The organism is Aeromicrobium fastidiosum (genome assembly GCF_017876595.1).
Lineage (GTDB): Bacteria > Actinomycetota > Actinomycetes > Propionibacteriales > Nocardioidaceae > Aeromicrobium > Aeromicrobium fastidiosum.
On sequence record NZ_JAGIOG010000001.1, the window covers coordinates 2,362,956 to 2,380,023 of the forward strand.

Here is a 17,068-nt window from a genome sequence, read left to right on the forward strand (position 1 = left end):
CCTGGCCCTAGACTCACCGACCATGGCCACTCCCCAGCGCGTCCACGTCGTCCACACGTTCACGTCCGATCCCGCGACGGTGGTCGCCAAGCTGTCCGAGCACGAGAACCTCGGCCCGGTCTTCGGTGCCAAGATCAGGCGCGTCCGCGACGGCGACACGTCGCGCAACGGCGTCGGCTCGACCCGCAGCCTCAAGATCGGCCCCCTGCCGGCGTTCCACGAGACCACGACGGTCGCCGAGGCACCGACTCTCATCGAGTACAAGATCACCAAGGGCAGCCCGCTGAAGGGTCACTGGGGACGTCAGATCCTGACCCCGACGGCCGACGGCGGCACGCAGCTCGACTACACGATCGGTTTCGACGTGGCGATCCCCGGTGCTGCCCCGGTCGTCGGCAAGGTGCTGCAGGTGGCCATCTCCAAGGGTCTGCCCAAGCTCACGCCGTAGCACCGGCTGTGCCGGGGGGCCGTCAGCCGCCGAGCAGCTCCCAGACCTCGGCGGTGCGTGCCTCGACGTCGCCGGGATGGATCTGCTGGAGGTTGCGTCCGCCGCGGGCGAACGTCTGGACGACCGCCGACGGGACGAGCGACGGGTCGACGGGCTCGACGGCCCAGTCGCACGCCCGGACGTCGACCAGGTCGACCGCGGCACCGTCGTCGTCGCGGTGCCACGGGCCGACGATGCGTCCGAGGTGCACCGCCCCGCCGGGGTGCCTGGTCCAGACAAAGGCACCGTCGGGGATCGCCGCGAACCGCTCGAGCCGGCGCTCCGCCCGCTCGTCGATCGCCTCGCCCACGCCGACGACGCCCGACCGCAGGGCCCACTCGACGGCTGTCGCGTGGTCGACGTCGTCGCGGCGCGACCGCAGGGGCGCGCGGTAGACGGCGTCGGCCATCAGCTCAGGATGCCGCCGAGGATGCCGCCGCCGACCGCCGCGGCCGCGACGTTGCCGCCGTTGCCCCCACCACCGCCCTGGTTGTAGGCCGGGCCCTCCGACGGCTGGACGACCACGAAGCCGGGGCCCTGGAACGCGTACTGGAAGGCCTCGCCCGAGCCGCCGCGCAGCGACGACCGCATCGTCATGCTGTTGTGGATCTGCGGCTGCAGGTTGGCCGACCAGCACACCGCCGCGTTGATGTCGACGTACGTGGGCTGCTGCGAGCAGTCGAGGATCATGGGGTCTCCGTCGGCCACCAGGGCGACCTGGCCAGTGCCGTTGACGACAGTGTTGAACAGGCCGCCCGCGGCCACGCCGACGCCCTTGACGCGCCGGATGTCGTGCTCGAGCGAGGCGTCGAACGCCAGCAGGTTGCGCCCGTTGATCGAGATGCCGTCGCCCTCGAGGTTGAGGATGAAGACGTTCTTGGCGGTGTCGGCGAAGAACACCTCACCCTGCCCGGCGACCGTCATCAGCGGGTTGTCCTCGCTCGTGACGACCTTCTTCATGAGCTTGCCGAGGCTGCCGGCCGCCTTGTGCTCGAACGTGACCTGCCCCTGGTAGGCGACCATGACGCCCTTGGTGGCGAGCACGGGAGCACCCAGCGTCACCTTGAGCATGCGGGGGTTCTGCAGCGTGAACCGCTCGGCGGTCTGCACCTCGAGGTTGGCCTGGGCGAAGAGATCGGACTTCATGGGCGTGCCTTTCTGGGCGTCGTGACCGGACAACGAACGGCGGCTCCACGAAGTGCCGCGCGCCGGCACCCCTATTGTTGGGCATCGAGCCGATGTGGTGGAACTGGTAGACACGCAGGATTTAGGTTCCTGTGTCCTCGGACGTGCAGGTTCAAGTCCTGTCATCGGCACTCAGGTCATCAGCGGTCGGCACACGAGCCGCTGGCGGGCCTCAGGCGGGTCCGTCGACCTGCATCTCGCCCATCAGGCCCCAGCCGTCGTCGGGCACCACGGTGTTGATGATCTGTGGGGTCGACGACAGCCACTGCGGCATCTCGGCCGTGGCCTTCTTGAAGTGATCGGACGACACGTGCGCCTCGGCGGCGTCGTCGTCGAACGCCTCCAGCACGACGTACTCGTTGGGGTCCTCGACGCTGCGCGACCACAGGAACCACCGGTTGCCGGGCTCGGCCCGGGTGGCCTCGGTGAACTCGCGGGTCAGCTCGGGGAACTGGTCGGCGTGCTCGGGCAGCACGTGGAAGCGCACGTTGATGATGATCATGACGTCATCGTCGCACCGGTCCCAGTGATGCGCTCGGCGCGATCGGGTGCGGCCATCAGCCGGTGCCGGATCCGGGATGGACGCGCCCCGACTCGTCGATCGTGTGGCCCTCCGCGAGCAGCAGCGGCGTCGCGACGTCCCGGTGCTGGCGGTAGAGGTGTCCGCTGGCGGGCAGCACCCGCCACCACGGCAGACCGGGCACGCGGCGCAGGACGTTCGCGACCGCCTGGCCGGCGCCGGGGTGGCCGGCCTCCAGGGCCACCTCGCCGTACGTCACGAGCTCGCCGGGCTCCAGCGCCGCGACGACGTCGACGACGTGCTGCTGGAACGGGCTGAGGTGCTCGGGTGGATCGGCGTGACCGCCGCCGGGGAGCGGGAGTACGGACTCGTCGCTGGTCATGCGACCAGTGAACCCGACGCTCGGTCGACGTGCCGGTGTGAGCCTTCTCGCGCGGACAACCGGGCGTCCGCCACCCACACTGGACGCATGATCACGTCGCGGCTGCCCAGGACGACCACGGTCTGGCGGCCGTTGCTCGTGCCGCTCGCGGTGCTGCTGACGTGGGACGTGGGCGTCACGATCGCCTTCAAGACCGGCGTCGTGGAGTTCCGCGGCATCGAGATCCAGTACACGCTCTACGGCACGGCGATCGCGCTGTTCCTCGGGTTCATGGTCAACGCCTCGTACGCACGCTGGTGGGAGGCGCGGACGCTGTGGGGCAGCATCGTCAACCACTCGCGCAACCTGGCGCGGCAGACCACGACGCTGCTCGACACCACGGTGCCCAGCGCGCGACCCGAGATCGTCGACCAGATGGTGCGCGCGCAGATCGCGTACGTCCAGGCGCTGCGCACCTCGCTGCGCGAGCAGCCCCTGCCGCCGGAGGTCGACGTCTACCTCGACGAGTCGGCCGTCGCCACGGTGCGCGCCGCGACCAACGCCCCGACCGCGGTGCTCTCGCACGCCGGACGGCTGCTGACCGAGGCGTACCGACGCGGCATGGTCAGCGACATCGCGCGCGTGCAGGTCGAGAGCACGTTGAGCGTCCTGACGGACTCGCAGGGCGGGCTCGAGCGCATCAAGAAGACCCCGCTGCCGGTGCAGTACCGGTTCCTGCCGTCGTTCTTCGCCCGGGCGTTCTGTGTCGTCCTGCCGTTCGCGGTCTACCAGGACCTGCAGTGGTGGACGCCGATCGGCTCGGGCCTCGTGGGCATGATGTTCCTGCTCGCGGTGCAGGTCGGGCGCGACCTGGCCGATCCGTTCCTCGACCGCGTGCACGACGTGCCGATGACCGCGATCTGCCGATCGATCGAGATCGACCTGCTCGAGATGATCGGCGCGGAGACGCCCGAGGCCGTGGCACCCGTCAACGAGGTGCTCTGGTGACGATGTGGCAGGTTGCATCCCGGTAGGCCGGGTACGCGCCGGCCATGACCGACACCCACCGCTTCGAGTTCGACTGGCAGCCGAGCTATCGGCACGCCGCACGGCTGTTCGGCGTGACGCCGCGGCGGGCGTGGGTGAAGGTGGGCGACGGACGGCTGATCGTCCGCTTCGGCGGGTGGACGCTCACCTCGGCCCTCGACAATGTCGCGGGCACCGACGTCACGGGGCCGTACGCCTTCGTCAAGACGGCCGGTCCGCCGCACCTGTCATTGGCCGATCGAGGGATCACGTTCGCGACCAACGGGGAGCGGGGCCTGTGCGTTTCGTTCCGCGAGCCCGTGCCGGGCATCGACCCGACGCGGCGCATCCGTCACCCCGGAGCGACGATCACGGTGGCGGACGTCGACGGGCTCGCCCGCGCCCTCGGACACCCGTCCTGACGGCCCATTGACGCGACACTTGTTTTTTGCAAGTGTGAGGCGAACCACGTCACCCACTAGATGGAGCCCGTCATGACCCAGATGTTCGTCAACCTGCCCGTGACCGACCTGGAGCGGGCGAAGGCGTTCTACACCGCGCTCGGATTCACGATCAACCCCAAGTTCACCGACCACAACGCGGCCTGCGTCGTCGTCGAGGACGGGCACCACTACCTCATGATCCTGGTGCGGGAGTTCTTCCAGACGTTCACCGACGTGCCGATCGGCGACCCTCGCACCGGCCCCACCGTCGCGGTCGCCTTCTTCCTCGACAGCCGCGAGGAGGTCGACGGCGTGGCCGAGCGTGGCCTTGCGGCCGGTGGCTCGGAGCCCAAGGAGGCCGCCGACTACGGCTTCATGTACCAGCGCCAGCTGCTCGACCCCGACGGCAACTTCCTCGAGCTGGGCTGGATGGACCCGGTCGCTGCTGAGCAGGGCCCCGACGCCCACGTCGGCCAGCAGGACTGAGGTCGGTGGCCGCACGTGAGTACGGCCAGTACTGCGGTGTCACACGCGCTCTCGAGCTGGTGGGGGAGCGGTGGGCGCTGCTGATCGTCCGCGACCTGCTGGTCGGTCCGCGACGCTACGGCGAGCTGGCCGAGGGGCTGCCCCGCATCCCGAGCAACATCCTCGCGGCGCGGCTCAAGGACCTCCAGGCCGCCGGCATCCTGCGCCGTGCGCCTCGCTCCCGGGTCGTGGTCTACGAGCTGACGCCGTACGGTCGTGAGCTCGAGCCGGTCGTGCTGGCGCTCGGGGCGTGGGGCTTCAAGGCCATGGGTGATCCCCGCGAGGGGCAGGTCATCACGTCCGACTCCATGACGATGGCGCTGCGGACGGCGTTCCGTCCGCACGTCGCGGCCGATCTGCCCCCGACCTCGTACCTCGCGCACCTCGGCCCGGCCGAGCTGCTCGTGCGGGTTGACGGTTCCCGGCTCGCCGTCTCGAGCGGCGACGCACCGGCCGACCTGACGTTCGCGGCGGGTCCGGGCATCCGTCGGCTCATCTCGGGCGAGCTCTCGGCCGGCCGCGCGATCGAGACCGGTGAGGTCGAGGTGCTGCACGGCCATCGCGACCTGCTGGCGCGCTTCGCGAGCACCTTCCACCTGGCCGCGTGAGCTGCTGAACGAAGGCCCGCGACTCTCAGGAGATTTTCAGCTGTCCGGGCTTGAGGGCGCCGGAGTTGCGGTCTATAAATATCCGTAGTTGAGCCGAAGGGACTCAACTCTTGAGAAAGGAGATCTGACATGAATGCGATGACCTTTGATCCTTTCGGCGAGCTCGACCGCCTCGCCACCGGGCTGTCCCAGCTGCGCACCGGACCACGTGCCGTGCCGGTCGACCTGGTGAAGGACGGCGACTGCTACGTGCTGAACGCCGACCTGCCCGGCGTCGATCCCGGCTCGATCGACATCGACCTGGACGGCAACCTGCTGACGATCCGGGCCGAGCGGACGGCGACCGCCCACGAGGGTGCCCAGTGGATCGTGCAGGAACGGCGGTCCGGCAGCTACCTGCGTCAGTTCACGCTGGGTGACGGGCTCGACACCGAGCGCATCTCGGCGACGTACGACAACGGCGTGCTGTCGCTCATGATCCCGGTGAGCGAGCGCGCCAAGCCGCGCAAGATCCAGCTGACCGGCGCGGACGAGCAGGCGTCGATCGTGGCGTAGCCGCTGACCGCGGAGAGGGGCCCGACCGGAGCGCGGCTGGGCCCCTCGCCGCCTCGCAGGCAGCGGGTTGCCGCACCGCCGTCGGGGTACGGGTGCTGCATGAGTGTCAACACGACGACAGTCCGCGCGACTCCCGACGAGGTGTGGTCCGTCCTGGCGGACGGTTGGTCCTACGCCCTGTGGGTCGTCGGGGCCTCCCGCATCCGCAGCGTCGACGAAGCGTGGCCGGCTGAGGACAGCTCGATCCACCACTCCGTCGGTGTCTGGCCGCTGCTCATCGACGACCGCACCACGGTGCTGGCATCCGTCCCGGGCCGCCGCATCCGGCTGCGGGCCAAGGGTTGGCCGCTCGGTGAGGCCGAGGTCGACATCGGCCTGACGGCGTCCGGGAGCGGCACCGAGATCACCATCGCGGAGGAGCCGACCGCAGGACCCGGCGTCCTCGTGCCCGACCCCGTGAACGATGTCGCGCTGCGCTGGCGCAACGCCGAGACGCTGCGGCGGCTCGGCTACCTCGTCGAGAACCGGCGCGCCTCGTGACGGCACGACTCGATCGACGGCGGCTGGCGTGGGTGGTGCTGGCCGCGGCGGTGCTCGAGGTCATCGCGCCGATCGTGACGATCAACGGCCCCGGCAGCTCGCCCGGTGCCGGATCGGGGCCGGACCTGTTGATCACCCCGGTCGGCTGGGCGTTCTCGATCTGGGGGGTCATCTACGCCCTGGCCATCGCCCAGGCGATAGCTGTGCTGGTCGTGGGTCGCGACGGTGGCCCCACGGTGTCGCGGCGGCTGCAGGTCGACCTTGTGGTGCTCTACCTCGGCGGGGCGCTGTGGATCGTGCTGGCCGGCTTCGACAGCAGCGCGGCCACCGCGGCGGCCCTGCTGCTGATGCTCGTCGCCGGCGTCGACGCGGTGCTCACGGTCTCGCGCGAGCACGCCGCACCGCGCTGGCTCGCGCGGCTGACGAGGGCGTCGGTCGGCCTGTACGCAGGATGGGTGACCGCGGCGTTCTTCCTCAACGTCTCGACCGCGCTGGTCGACGCAGGAGCGGTCGAGGCCGACGACCTCGGGTGGCAGCTCGTGGCGCTCGTCATCGCCGCGGCCACGCTCGTCCTGCTGACCGTCATGACGAGGGGAGTCGTGACGTACGCGGTGGCGGGCACGTGGGCGCTGTTCGGCATCGCGGTCACCGGCGGCGCCGACGGCACCGCGGAGGTCGTCGTCACGGCAGCGGTCGCTGCCGCCGTGCTCGTGGCCTCGCTCGTCGCCGTCCGGGTGGCGGGTCGCCGCCGGGCCCCGGAGCTCAGCCCGCGTCGCTGAGCTCGACCGTGAACGGTGCACCCGTCGCGGCACGCACCGAGTCCACGTCGTGACCCGGCGCGAGCCGCACCAGCACCAGCGCGCCGTCGCGGACGTCGAGCACCGCGCGGTCGGTGATGACGCGGTCGACGACCCCGGCACCCGTCAGCGGCAGGGTGCACTCCTGCACGATCTTGGATGAGCCGTCCTTCGCGACGTGATCGGTCAGCACGACGATGCGACGCGTGCCCGCCACGAGATCCATCGCGCCGCCCATCCCCTTGACCAGGGCACCGGGCACGGCCCAGTTGGCGAGGTCTCCGTTGGCGGCGACCTGCATGGCACCCAGCACCGCGATGTCGACCTTGCCGCCGCGGATCATCGCGAACGACTCGGTCGAGTCGAAGAACGAGCCGCCGGTCACGACCGTGACGGTCTGCTTGCCGGCGTTGATCAGGTCGGGGTCCTCGGTGCCCTCGACCGGGAACGGGCCCATCCCGAGGATGCCGTTCTCCGACTGCAGCGTCACCGACACCCCGTCGGGGATGTGGTTGGCCACGAGCGTCGGGATGCCGATGCCGAGGTTGACGTAATCACCGTCGCGCAGCTCGTGCGCGGCCAGCGCCGCCATCTCGTCGCGGGTCCAGCTCATGCGGAGGCCTCCGTCGGGGGTCGGGTCGTGCGTTTCTCGATGTGCTTGGTGCGGCCGACGGTGTGCACGACCGACGTCACGTACACGCCCGGGGTCTGCACGAGCTCGGGGTCGACGGCGTCGACGAGGTGCTCGACCTCGGCGACCGTCACGCGTCCGCAGGTCGCGACGGCGGGGTTGAAGTTGCGGGCGGCGAGGCGGTAGCGCAGGTTGCCGTACGGGTCGCCGGTGTGGGCGTGGACGAGCGACAGATCGGCGACGATCGCCCGCTCCTGCACGTATGTCACGCCGTCGAACTCCGCGAGGGGCTTGCCGTCGGCGACGCTCGTGCCGACGCCCGTGCGGGTGTAGAAGGCCGGGATGCCCGCCCCGCCGGCCCGCATCCGCTCGGCGAGGGTGCCCTGCGGGTTGAACTCGACCTCGAGCGTCCCGTCGAGATACTGCTGCGCGAAGAGCTTGTTCTCGCCCACGTACGAGGAGATGACCTTGGTGACCTGCTGGTTCTCGAGCAGCAGACCGAGCCCGAGGCCGTCGACGCCCATGTTGTTGGAGACGATCGTCAGGTCTCGCACGCCCGCGTCGCGCACCGTCTCGATGAGCTCGGTGGGGATGCCGCTGAGGCCGAATCCGCCGACCGCGATCGTCATGCGGTCGCGCAGGTGCGGGGTCAGGGCGTCCGTGGCGGTGCTGGTCTTGGTCATGCCATCCCCTCGTCGGGCTGCTGGTCGCTGGCGTCCGGTGGGCGGACGCAGTACCACTGAACCGCGTCGTGGACGGACCGTCAACGACTGGCCAGTCGACCGCACGGAAGTGCTCGGGTGACGATCGGCCAAGGCACTCAGCGTCCACTGGATGGACGCTATGCTGCCGGTCATGACCCAGCCACGTGATCCCGTCGCCGTCCGTCTGGGTGCCGTGCTCCGCGCGCTCGCGGCCGAGGAACCGGACGGTGGCACGACCGCGGGCCTCGCCCGACGGGCCGGCCTCGCCCGTCCGACCGCTCATCGGCTGCTCACGACACTGGCCGAGCAGGGGCTGGTCGACCGCACGGCGGCGTCCGGTCGTTGGCACCTGGGGCCCGAGCTCTACCTGCTCGGCCAGGCCGCCGCGCCGCGGTACGACGTCACCGACGCTGCCCGCGAGATCGTCTCGGAACTTGCGTCCGAGACGGGGGAGAGCGCCTTCTTCTCGATCCGGCGAGGCGACGAGACGGTGTGCCTGGTGCGCGAGGACGGCAGCTTTCCGCTGCGTTCGCACGTCCTGCACGAGGGCGTCCGCTTTCCGCTCGGCGTCGCGTCGGCGGGGCTCGTGATCCTCGCGCACCTGCCGGACCGCGACGTCGACGACTACCTGTCGCGGGTCGATCTCGGTGCGGCGTGGGGTGCGGGGCACGAGCGCTCCCCATTGGAGGCCCGCGTCGCCGAGACCCGGCGCGACGGCTATGCGACCAATCCCGGTCTCGTCGTCGAGGGCAGCTGGGGGATGGGCGCCGCGGTGTTCGACGCGCTCGGATCGCCGCGGTGGGCGCTGAGCCTGACCGGTGTCGAGTCGCGGTTCCGGTCGGAGCGGCGTGCAGAGCTGGGGACGCTCCTGCTCGACCAGGCGCACCGGCTGGGACGCCGGCTGGCCCGACGCGACACCTGAGGTTTGTGCCGAGTCGGGGTCGGGTACGTGCAGAGGACGCCCGTGATCGACGGGCGACCGCGCACCGCCGACGACAAGGACACGCGATGACCGAACCCGACCAGCGCCCCACGACCACCGATGCCGGCATCCCGGTCGCGAGCGACGAGTACTCGTTGTCGGTCGGCCCCGACGGGCCGCTCCTGCTGCAGGACCACTACCTGATCGAGCAGATGGCCAACTTCAACCGCGAGCGCATCCCGGAGCGCCAGCCGCACGCGAAGGGCGGCGGAGCCTTTGGCACCTTCGAGGTGACCCACGACGTCAGCGAGTTCACTCGCGCGGCCGTCTTCCAGCCCGGCACCACGACCGAGGTGCTGTCGCGGTTCTCGACCGTCGCCGGCGAGCGCGGCAGCCCGGACACGTGGCGCGATCCCCGTGGCTTCTCGCTGAAGTTCTACACGTCCGAGGGCAACTTCGACATGGTCGGCAACAACACGCCGGTCTTCTTCATCCGCGACCCCATGAAGTTCCAGCACTTCATCCGTTCGCAGAAGCGGCGGTCCGACAACAACCTGCGCGACCACGACATGCAATGGGACTTCTGGACGGCTGTGCCCGAGTCGGCGCACCAGGTGGCGTGGCTGATGGGCGACCGTGGCATCCCGCGCACGTGGCGCCACATGAACGGGTACTCGAGCCACACCTACTCGTGGATCAACGCCGCAGGCGAGCAGTCGTGGGTCAAGTACCACTTCAAGACCGATCAGGGCATCGAGTGCTTCACGCAGGACGAGGCCGACCAGATGGCGTCCGCCGACACCGATTACCACCAGCGCGACCTGTTCGAGCACATCCGCGACGGCGACCACCCCAGCTGGACGCTGCACATGCAGATCATGCCGTTCGAGGACGCCAAGACGTACCGCATCAACCCGTTCGACCTCACCAAGGTGTGGCCGCACGCCGACTACCCGCTGCACGAGGTGGGTCGCCTGACGCTGAACCGCAACGTCACCGACTACCACACCGAGATCGAGCAGGCCTCGTTCGAGCCCAACAACTCGGTGGCCGGCACGGGCCTGTCTCCCGACAAGATGCTGCTGGCCCGCGGCTTCAGCTACTCCGACGCGCACCGCGCCCGGCTCGGCGTCAACTACCGCCAGATCCCGGTCAACCGGCCCAAGTCGCCGGTCAACAGCTACTCCAAGGACGGGCTGATGCGGATGGACAACGTGACCGACCCGGTCTACGCGCCCAACTCGTACGGCGGTCCGGCGGCCGATCCGTCGCTGACCGACGACGGCGGTCGCTGGCGCTCGGACGGTGAGATGGTGCGCGCCGCCTACACGTTGCGGCCCGAGGACGACGACTGGACGCAGGCCGGCACGCTCGTCCGTGAGGTCATGGACGAAGCGGCGCGCGGGCGCCTGGTCGACAACGTCGTCGGCCACCTGCTCAACGGCGTGAGCGAGCCGGTGCTGGCCCGTGCTTTCGACTACTGGACGCAGATCGACGCCGATCTCGGCGCGAAGATCCAGCAGGGCGTGCGCGACAAGGCCGACGAGAAGGACCCGAAGGCCGACGAGCAGGGCAACGACGCCCGCTCGAGCATGCAGGACAAGGCCTGACCGCGAGGTGGGACGACGGCGGTGCCCGACCCGGTCAGCGTGACGGGTTGGGCACCACCATGTCGCGCGGGACGTCCTTGACATCGGTCGCACCCGTCAGCGCCATCGTGAGGTCGAGCTCGGCGACGATGTTGGCGACGACCTCCTCGACGCCGCGCTGGCCGCCCACCGCGAGCCCGTACATGTAGGGGCGGCCCAGCAGGCAGGCGTCCGCCCCGTGCGCGAGGGCCATGAACACGTCGGCACCCGTGCGGATGCCGCTGTCGAGCAGCACGGTGGGGTCGGGGCCGATAGCGTCGCGGATCGCGATGAGCGCGTCGAGCGAGGCGATCGAGCTGTCGACCTGACGACCGCCGTGGTTGGACACGACGATCGCGTCCACCCCGAGCTCGAGGGCCGTGCGCGCGTCGTCGGGGTGAAGGATGCCCTTCAGCACGACGGGCAGCGAGGTGCGGTCGCGCAGCGTCGCGATGTGGTCCCAGCTGAGGCCGGGGTTGGAGTAGATGTCGAGGAACGTCTCGACCGACGCCCGCGGCACGGGGTGGCGCAGGTTCTTCCAGAACGAGCCCGGGTGGTTGCGGGTCATCGCCAGCAGCGCCCGTACGGCACCCGGTGTGATCTTGACGTCGGAGGTCGCACCGGACGCCTTCGCGGCGCGGATGCGGTCGGCGACGATCTCGCGGAACCGGGGGTCTGACGTGTACTGGCCGATGCCGAGGCCCTTCGCGAACGGCAGCGACCCGAGCGTGAGGTCCTGCGGCCGCCAGCCGAGGGTCGTCGTGTCGAGCGTGACGACGAGCGCCGCGGCCCCGCTGGCCTCGGCGCGCTGGATGAGGCTGTCGACGAGGCCCTCGTCGGTGCTCCAGTAGAGCTGCATCCAGTGGGGTGTCGAGCCCATCTCGGCGGCGCACTCCTCCATGGGGGTGCCGCCCTGGTTGGTGAACACGTAGGGGACGCCGGTGGCCGCGGCCGCGCGCGCGACGTGCAGATCGCAGTCGGCGTCGATCAGCTGCCCGGCCCCGACGGGCGCGAGCAGCAGCGGCGACGACAGCCGGGTGCCAGCGACGTCGACCGACAGGTCGCGTGTGGCTCCGCCGTGCGCCATGCGCGGCACGATCGCCCAGCGGTCGAAGGCGGCCCGGTTGTTGCGCATCGTCCGGCCCTCGCCGGCACCGCCCGCGACATAGGCCCAGCCCTTCGTCGAGCTGGCGCGTCGCGCCCGGCGCTCGAGCTCCTCGAAGCTCGTCGGGACGACCGGGAGGCGTCCGACCGTGCCCGCCTGGTAGATCTCGCCTTGGCGACGGCGTCCCGGCCCCACCTCGGTGGGCTGCGCTGCGGGGGTGGCGGTGCGATCGGTCGGGGTCATCGGTTCTCCACGGGTCGGTGCGGTGCTCGGCACCGCGAGGTTAGCCGGGACGTCGCGGTCGCTGAACGGCTCGACCCGGACGCACGAGAGGCGGCACCCCGGGTGGGGTGCCGCCTCTCGTGGTGTGGCTGGATCAGTTGCCGGCGACCTTGCGCTTGAGCGCAGCGGCGGGCTTGAACGCGGCCGACGTCGAGGCGGCGATGTCGATCGACTCGCCGGTCTGCGGGTTGCGGCCCGTGCGAGCGGCGCGGTCACGCGTCTCGAAGGTGCCGAAGCCGGCGAGGACGACCTGGTTGCCCTCGGCGAGCTGGTCGGCGATTCCGTCGAGCACGGCGTCGAGGGCAGCGCCCGCGTCGGCCTTCGACGAGCCGGTCTTGTCGGCGACGTGTGCGATGAGCTCGTTCTTGTTCACAGGTTCTCCTGAAGGTTGATCGTGGTCGTGCCTGACGGCACCGGTCCGACACTAGCGGCTCCGGGGGACAAACTCGCGTCCTGCCGGGTGTTTTGCCCTGTATGTCGTGGAGATTGGGGCCTTTGGGCCCTCTGTGAGCACCGAACCTGATGCCTGGTGACCGCCCGCGGGTCACGATGCATCACCATCCGTGCCGTCCGTCACGCGCCGTATGCAACTGGTTGCATAAGCGATCGAGGTCTTCTAGGCTCAGGACGCGGCGTCGCGCCGCACCCGCCTCACGTCTCCAGGAGCCCCCATGGCACTCGTCCCCGCACTCGCCGGCCGGCTGGCCCTGCCCGTCGTCGGCTCGCCGCTGTTCATCTGCTCGGGGCCCGAGCTCGTGACCGCGCAGTGCCAGGCCGGGGTCATCGGCTCGTTCCCGGCGCTCAACGCCCGTCCGGCGAGCCTGCTGGGCGACTGGATCGACCAGATCGTCGAGCAGAACGCGACGTTCGCCGGCGCCAACCCGGGACGACCGGTCGCTCCGTTCGCGGTCAACCAGATCGTGCACCGCTCCAACGACCGGCTCGAGCAGGACATGGCCGTCATCGTCGAGCACCGCGTGCCGATCGTCATCACGTCGCTGGGCGCTCGGCCGGAGATCAACGACGCCGTCCACTCCTACGGCGGCATCGTGCTGCACGACGTCATCAGCAACGAGTACGCGCACAAGGCGATCGAGAAGGGTGCCGACGGCATCATCGCGGTCGCCGCCGGCGCGGGCGGGCACGCCGGAGCGCAGTCGCCTTTCGCCCTGCTCCGTGAGATCCGCGAGTGGTTCGACGGTCCGCTCCTGCTCTCGGGGGCCATCGCCCACGGCAGCTCCGTGCTGGCCGCGCAGGCCGCCGGTGCCGACCTCGCGTACGTCGGATCGGCCTTCCTGTCGACGCACGAGGCCAACACGGCCGACGGCTACAAGCAGATGATCGTCGACTCCGCGGCCAAGGACATCGTCTACAGCAACCTGTTCACGGGCATCCACGGCAACTACCTGCGCGGCAGCATCGAGGCCGCGGGGCTCGACCCCGACGACCTCGCGGTCTCCGACCCGTCCGCCATGAACTTCGGCTCCGGCTCCGGCGCCGGTGCCAAGGCGTGGAAGGACATCTGGGGCTCCGGGCAGGGCATCGGTGCCATCCGTCAGCGCATGTCGGTCGCCGAGCTCGTGGCCCAGCTCGCCGCGGAGTACGACGAGGCGCTCGAGCGCGTGCGGCACCTCGCCGACGCGCGACCGGTGCCCGCGACGTCGGCTTGACCCGCCCGGATCAGGCCGAGATCGCCGCGTCGATCAGCTGGCCAGGAAGTCGAGGAGGATCGTGTTGATCTCCTGCGCGTGTGTCCACAGCAGGCCGTGCGGAGCGCCCTCGATCTCGACGTAGGTGGCCGACGGCAGCAGCTTGGTGAACTCCCGGCCCGTCGAGTCGATCGGCAGGATGTTGTCGGCGGTGCCGTGCACGATCAGCGACGGGACGTCGATCGTCGGGATGTCGGCACGGAAGTCGGTCAGCCAGGTCGGGACGACGGCCGACGCGGCGAACCAAGAGGCACCCACGGCGGTGTTCCAGCTGCCACGGACGACGGCCTCGCTGATGCGGGTGCCGAGGTTCTCGTCGAGGTTGTAGAAGTCGCGGTAGAAGTCGTCGTACCAGGCGAAGCGGTCGTCGGTCGCGGCCTTCTTGATGCCGTCGAACACCTCGGCCGGGACGCCCGCGGGGTTGTCGTCGGTCTGCAGCAGGAACGGCTCGAGCGAGGCGAGGAAGGCGGCCTTGGCGATGCGCGCGCTGCCGTAGGTGCTGATGTAACGAGCGACCTCGCCCGTGCCCATCGAGAAGCCGACCAGCACGACATCGGTCAGGTCGAGCGCTTCCAGCACGTGGTTGAGGTCGGACGCGAACGTGTCGTAGTCGTAGCCCACGGTCGGCTGGCTCGACTGGCCGAATCCGCGGCGGTCGTACGTCACGACGCGGTAGCCCGCCTCGAGCAGCGCGCGGGTCTGCTTCTCCCACGAGCGGCCGTCGAGCGGGTAGCCGTGGATCAGCACGACGGTCTGCCCCGAGCCGCTGTCGCTCAGCGGCGCGTGGTCCTCGACGAACAGCTGGATGTCCTGGCCCTGCTCCTGGCCGACGGTGACGAACGACATGGTGCCCCTCCTTCATGTAACCACATGACGTGTTTCATCTGGTTAGAACTATCTGACCACATGCGTCCTAACTGGTCAACCAACGGGATATGGTTAGAACATGAACGCTGCCGAGACGCCGTCGCTGCTGCTCGACCTCGTCAACTCCCGCATCGTCTGGCCCGATGGGGTGCGCGACGAGATCGGCGACGACACGGAGGCTGCCGCGTGGCTGCGTCGCCGCGGCGGATCGGGCTCGGCCGACGAGATCGCCGGGGCTCGCGAGGTGCGACCCGTGCTGGTCGAGCTGCTGCGCGGCCTGTCGGGTGTCGAGACGCTCGACCCGTGGGTCACGGCGATGCGCCGGCGCGCTGAGCTGCGGTCCGGTCGCCTGGAGTGGACGCTCGACGTCCCCGACCGTCTCGTCGTGGGCGCACGGGCCGTCGAGGAGTGGGACGCGCTGCAGTCACCCAGTGGGTCGCGCATCCGTCCGTGCGCCGACCCGGATTGCCAGCACTTCCTGATCGACCGCAGCGCGGCCAACCGCCGCCGCTGGCACGCGATGGACCAGTGCGGCAACCGCACGAAGGCCCGCCGGCACTACGCACGCACCCGAGCGGGAGACGACGCGACCCCGGTCGGGTGACGGGACGCACGCCGCGCACCCCTCGTGCATACTCCAAGTATGTGAGATTCTCGCGGTATGAGTGTCCACGCTGACCGCACGATCCCGCAGCTCCCGCGCGTCGACCACCTGATCCGTGACTCTGCCCGTCTCGCCGCGATCCCAGGCCTCACCGAGCAGGCGCTGCGCTGGCACCACGACGCGGTCGACCAGCGAGTTGTCGTGGCGCGTGAGGCCAGCCGGCTCGCCACGCCCCGCATCTGGCCCGACACGATCGCGTCGCTGGCGACGACGGGGTGGCGCATGGTGAGCGCCGCCGCGCCTGCCGCGCCGTTCCAGCTGCTGGCGCTCGCCTCGGCTGCCGTCGGTCTGCGGGTCGAGCCGCCGCGGGCCAGCACGAGCACGCTCGCCCGCGTGCAGCGGCTGGTGCGCACGAGTGGCCCCGCCTACGTCAAGCTCGGCCAGTTCATCGCGACCGGCGACGGACTCGTGCCCGATGAGTGGGTCAAGGCCTTCGCGTGGTGCCGCGACGAGGCACCGAAGCTGCCCGTCGGTGTTGCGCTCGAGGTCATCGCCCGCGAGCTGGGCCCCGAGCGCGACCGGCTCGAGTGGATCGACGACGAGCCGCTCGCCGCAGGATCGATCGGCCAGGTGCATCGCGGGCGGCTGACCGACGGCACCGACGTCGTCATCAAGGTGCTGCGTCCGGGGCTGCGGCGCAGGTTCCGCACCGACATCGAGACCCTGGCCCTCGCCGCGGCGGCCGCCGAACGCGTCAACGAGAATGCCCGGTCGGCCAACCTCACGGGGTTCGTCGAGCTGTTCGCCCAGCTGGCGCTCGAGGAGCTCGACTTCCGGCTGGAGGCGGCCAACCTGGTCGACTCCAGCGCGGTGCTCGAGGCCATGGGGGCCGATCACATGATCGCGCCGCGCCCCATCCCCGGCATGGTCACCGAGAAGGTCCTGGTCATGGAGCTGCTGCCGGGTGTCTCGTACTCGCGCCTTGACCCCACGCGCCACCTCGACGGTGAGCGGCTGCTCACGACGGGCATCCGCGGCGTCGTCGAGGCCACGCTCAGGCACGGTGTCTTCCACGGCGACCTGCACGCCGGCAACGTCCTGATCGACGAGGACCACGGCACGTTCTCGCTGGTCGACTTCGGCATCGCCGGACGTCTGACGGCTGTCCAGCGAGCGGGCCTCGTGCAGTACCTCGCAGCCTGGGCCGGCAACGACGCCCGCGGTCAGGTCGAGGCGATGCAATCTTTCGGGGCCATCGAGCACGGCGCCCCGCTCGACACGATCGTCGCCGAGCTGCAGGTCGAGCTCGACCTGCTGCAGGAGCGGGCCCACGGACAGGTGACGTTCGACCAGCTCGGCGTCACCCTGGGACGCCTCCTGCAGGTGCTGGCCCGCAACGGCTTCCGGATGCCGAAGGACCTCGTGCTGTTCTTCAAGAACCTGCTCTACCTGTCGGGCTTCGCGGCGAGCGTCGCCCCGGACACCGACGTCCTGGAGGTCGTGCAGGGCATCCTGCTCGACCTGCTGTCAGACCCCGAGACGGGCCTCGCCGCAGCGGTGGCGTAGGTG

General features: G+C 70.3%; 22 protein-coding genes and 1 tRNA gene. 14 read left to right on the forward strand and 9 right to left on the reverse strand.

Annotated features, from left to right (window positions below; translation table 11 throughout):
* Positions 1-22 precede the first annotated feature (22 nt).
* Positions 23-448 carry an SRPBCC family protein gene (locus JOF40_RS11680; RefSeq protein WP_129185090.1) on the forward strand — a complete coding sequence of 142 codons (426 nt, stop codon included), beginning with the start codon at positions 23-25 and terminating at the stop codon, positions 446-448.
* Between the two features lie 22 nt (positions 449-470).
* Here the strand turns inward: JOF40_RS11680 and JOF40_RS11685 are convergent, their stop codons facing one another.
* Together JOF40_RS11685 and JOF40_RS11690 are read right to left on the reverse strand one after the other, a co-directional pair.
* Entirely contained in the window at positions 471-896 is a 426-nt protein-coding gene (locus JOF40_RS11685; protein ID WP_129185089.1) for a GAF domain-containing protein, read from the reverse strand.
* Positions 896-1,633, reverse strand: coding sequence for an AIM24 family protein (locus tag JOF40_RS11690; protein WP_129185088.1), 738 nt, complete (start codon positions 1,631-1,633; stop codon positions 896-898). Before JOF40_RS11690 ends, JOF40_RS11685 begins: the two co-directional genes overlap by 1 nt.
* Before the next feature lie 88 nt (positions 1,634-1,721).
* On the opposite strand from JOF40_RS11690, the gene JOF40_RS11695 reads away from it, so the two are divergent.
* Positions 1,722-1,803 (forward strand) — tRNA-Leu (locus tag JOF40_RS11695).
* Positions 1,804-1,844: 41 nt separating this feature from the next.
* Here JOF40_RS11695 and JOF40_RS11700 read toward each other — a convergent pair.
* Both JOF40_RS11700 and JOF40_RS11705 read right to left on the reverse strand, forming a co-directional pair.
* Positions 1,845-2,174 carry a putative quinol monooxygenase gene (locus JOF40_RS11700; RefSeq protein WP_129185087.1) on the reverse strand — a complete coding sequence of 110 codons (330 nt, stop codon included), beginning with the start codon at positions 2,172-2,174 and terminating at the stop codon, positions 1,845-1,847.
* Between the two features lie 55 nt (positions 2,175-2,229).
* Positions 2,230-2,574, reverse strand: a complete 345-nt coding sequence (locus JOF40_RS11705) for an MGMT family protein (protein ID WP_129185086.1) — start codon at positions 2,572-2,574, stop codon at positions 2,230-2,232.
* A gap of 87 nt (positions 2,575-2,661) precedes the next feature.
* Between JOF40_RS11705 and JOF40_RS11710 the strand changes: the two genes are divergently transcribed.
* The 7 genes from JOF40_RS11710 (at position 2,662) to JOF40_RS11740 (ending at position 7,029) form a co-directional block, all read left to right on the forward strand.
* The gene (locus JOF40_RS11710) at positions 2,662-3,561 is read left to right on the forward strand and encodes a bestrophin family protein (protein ID WP_129185085.1); all 900 of its coding nucleotides are present in this window, start codon (positions 2,662-2,664) and stop codon (positions 3,559-3,561) included.
* 44 nt (positions 3,562-3,605) lie between these two features.
* Positions 3,606-4,001 (forward strand): hypothetical protein, encoded by a 396-nt coding sequence (locus tag JOF40_RS11715; RefSeq protein WP_129185084.1) that lies wholly within the window; start codon positions 3,606-3,608, stop codon positions 3,999-4,001.
* Between the two features lie 72 nt (positions 4,002-4,073).
* Positions 4,074-4,508: a VOC family protein gene (locus tag JOF40_RS11720; protein ID WP_129185083.1), complete on the forward strand. Its 435-nt coding sequence runs from the start codon at positions 4,074-4,076 to the stop codon at positions 4,506-4,508.
* Between the two features lie 5 nt (positions 4,509-4,513).
* The gene (locus JOF40_RS11725; RefSeq protein WP_129185082.1) at positions 4,514-5,155 is read left to right on the forward strand and encodes a winged helix-turn-helix transcriptional regulator; all 642 of its coding nucleotides are present in this window, start codon (positions 4,514-4,516) and stop codon (positions 5,153-5,155) included.
* A gap of 138 nt (positions 5,156-5,293) precedes the next feature.
* Positions 5,294-5,710: an Hsp20/alpha crystallin family protein gene (locus JOF40_RS11730; protein ID WP_245343133.1), complete on the forward strand. Its 417-nt coding sequence runs from the start codon at positions 5,294-5,296 to the stop codon at positions 5,708-5,710.
* A 99-nt stretch (positions 5,711-5,809) separates the two neighbouring features.
* Entirely contained in the window at positions 5,810-6,250 is a 441-nt protein-coding gene (locus tag JOF40_RS11735; protein WP_129185080.1) for an SRPBCC family protein, read from the forward strand.
* Positions 6,247-7,029, forward strand: a complete 783-nt coding sequence (locus JOF40_RS11740) for a TspO-related membrane protein (RefSeq protein WP_129185079.1) — start codon at positions 6,247-6,249, stop codon at positions 7,027-7,029. The genes JOF40_RS11735 and JOF40_RS11740 overlap by 4 nt, the downstream gene beginning before the upstream one ends.
* On the opposite strand, the gene JOF40_RS11745 is transcribed toward JOF40_RS11740, so the two are convergent.
* Positions 7,013-7,660: a CoA transferase subunit B gene (locus tag JOF40_RS11745; RefSeq protein WP_129185078.1), complete on the reverse strand. Its 648-nt coding sequence runs from the start codon at positions 7,658-7,660 to the stop codon at positions 7,013-7,015. The genes JOF40_RS11740 and JOF40_RS11745 overlap by 17 nt on opposite strands.
* The gene (locus JOF40_RS11750; RefSeq protein WP_129185077.1) at positions 7,657-8,361 is read right to left on the reverse strand and encodes a CoA transferase subunit A; all 705 of its coding nucleotides are present in this window, start codon (positions 8,359-8,361) and stop codon (positions 7,657-7,659) included. The genes JOF40_RS11745 and JOF40_RS11750 overlap by 4 nt, the downstream gene beginning before the upstream one ends.
* 172 nt (positions 8,362-8,533) lie before the next feature.
* Here JOF40_RS11750 and JOF40_RS11755 point away from each other — a divergent pair, with 172 nt between their 5' ends.
* Positions 8,534-9,304, forward strand: coding sequence for an IclR family transcriptional regulator (locus tag JOF40_RS11755; protein WP_129185076.1), 771 nt, complete (start codon positions 8,534-8,536; stop codon positions 9,302-9,304).
* A gap of 86 nt (positions 9,305-9,390) precedes the next feature.
* Positions 9,391-10,914 carry a catalase gene (locus JOF40_RS11760; protein ID WP_129185075.1) on the forward strand — a complete coding sequence of 508 codons (1,524 nt, stop codon included), beginning with the start codon at positions 9,391-9,393 and terminating at the stop codon, positions 10,912-10,914.
* Positions 10,915-10,948: 34 nt separating this feature from the next.
* On the opposite strand, the gene JOF40_RS11765 is transcribed toward JOF40_RS11760, so the two are convergent.
* The gene (locus JOF40_RS11765; RefSeq protein WP_129185074.1) at positions 10,949-12,280 is read right to left on the reverse strand and encodes an alpha-hydroxy-acid oxidizing protein; all 1,332 of its coding nucleotides are present in this window, start codon (positions 12,278-12,280) and stop codon (positions 10,949-10,951) included.
* Positions 12,281-12,413: 133 nt separating this feature from the next.
* Positions 12,414-12,692: an HU family DNA-binding protein gene (locus JOF40_RS11770; protein ID WP_129185073.1), complete on the reverse strand. Its 279-nt coding sequence runs from the start codon at positions 12,690-12,692 to the stop codon at positions 12,414-12,416.
* 298 nt (positions 12,693-12,990) lie between these two features.
* Between JOF40_RS11770 and JOF40_RS11775 the strand changes: the two genes are divergently transcribed.
* The gene (locus tag JOF40_RS11775) at positions 12,991-13,989 is read left to right on the forward strand and encodes an NAD(P)H-dependent flavin oxidoreductase (protein ID WP_129185072.1); all 999 of its coding nucleotides are present in this window, start codon (positions 12,991-12,993) and stop codon (positions 13,987-13,989) included.
* Between the two features lie 33 nt (positions 13,990-14,022).
* Here JOF40_RS11775 and JOF40_RS11780 read toward each other — a convergent pair whose 3' ends face one another.
* Complete coding sequence (locus tag JOF40_RS11780) at positions 14,023-14,874, reverse strand: alpha/beta fold hydrolase (RefSeq protein WP_129185071.1); 852 nt, start codon at positions 14,872-14,874, stop codon at positions 14,023-14,025.
* Between the two features lie 100 nt (positions 14,875-14,974).
* Between JOF40_RS11780 and JOF40_RS11785 the strand changes: the two genes are divergently transcribed.
* Positions 14,975-15,499 (forward strand): CGNR zinc finger domain-containing protein, encoded by a 525-nt coding sequence (locus JOF40_RS11785; RefSeq protein ID WP_209674555.1) that lies wholly within the window; start codon positions 14,975-14,977, stop codon positions 15,497-15,499.
* Between the two features lie 57 nt (positions 15,500-15,556).
* Positions 15,557-17,065: an ABC1 kinase family protein gene (locus tag JOF40_RS11790; RefSeq protein WP_129185070.1), complete on the forward strand. Its 1,509-nt coding sequence runs from the start codon at positions 15,557-15,559 to the stop codon at positions 17,063-17,065.
* Positions 17,066-17,068 lie beyond the last annotated feature (3 nt).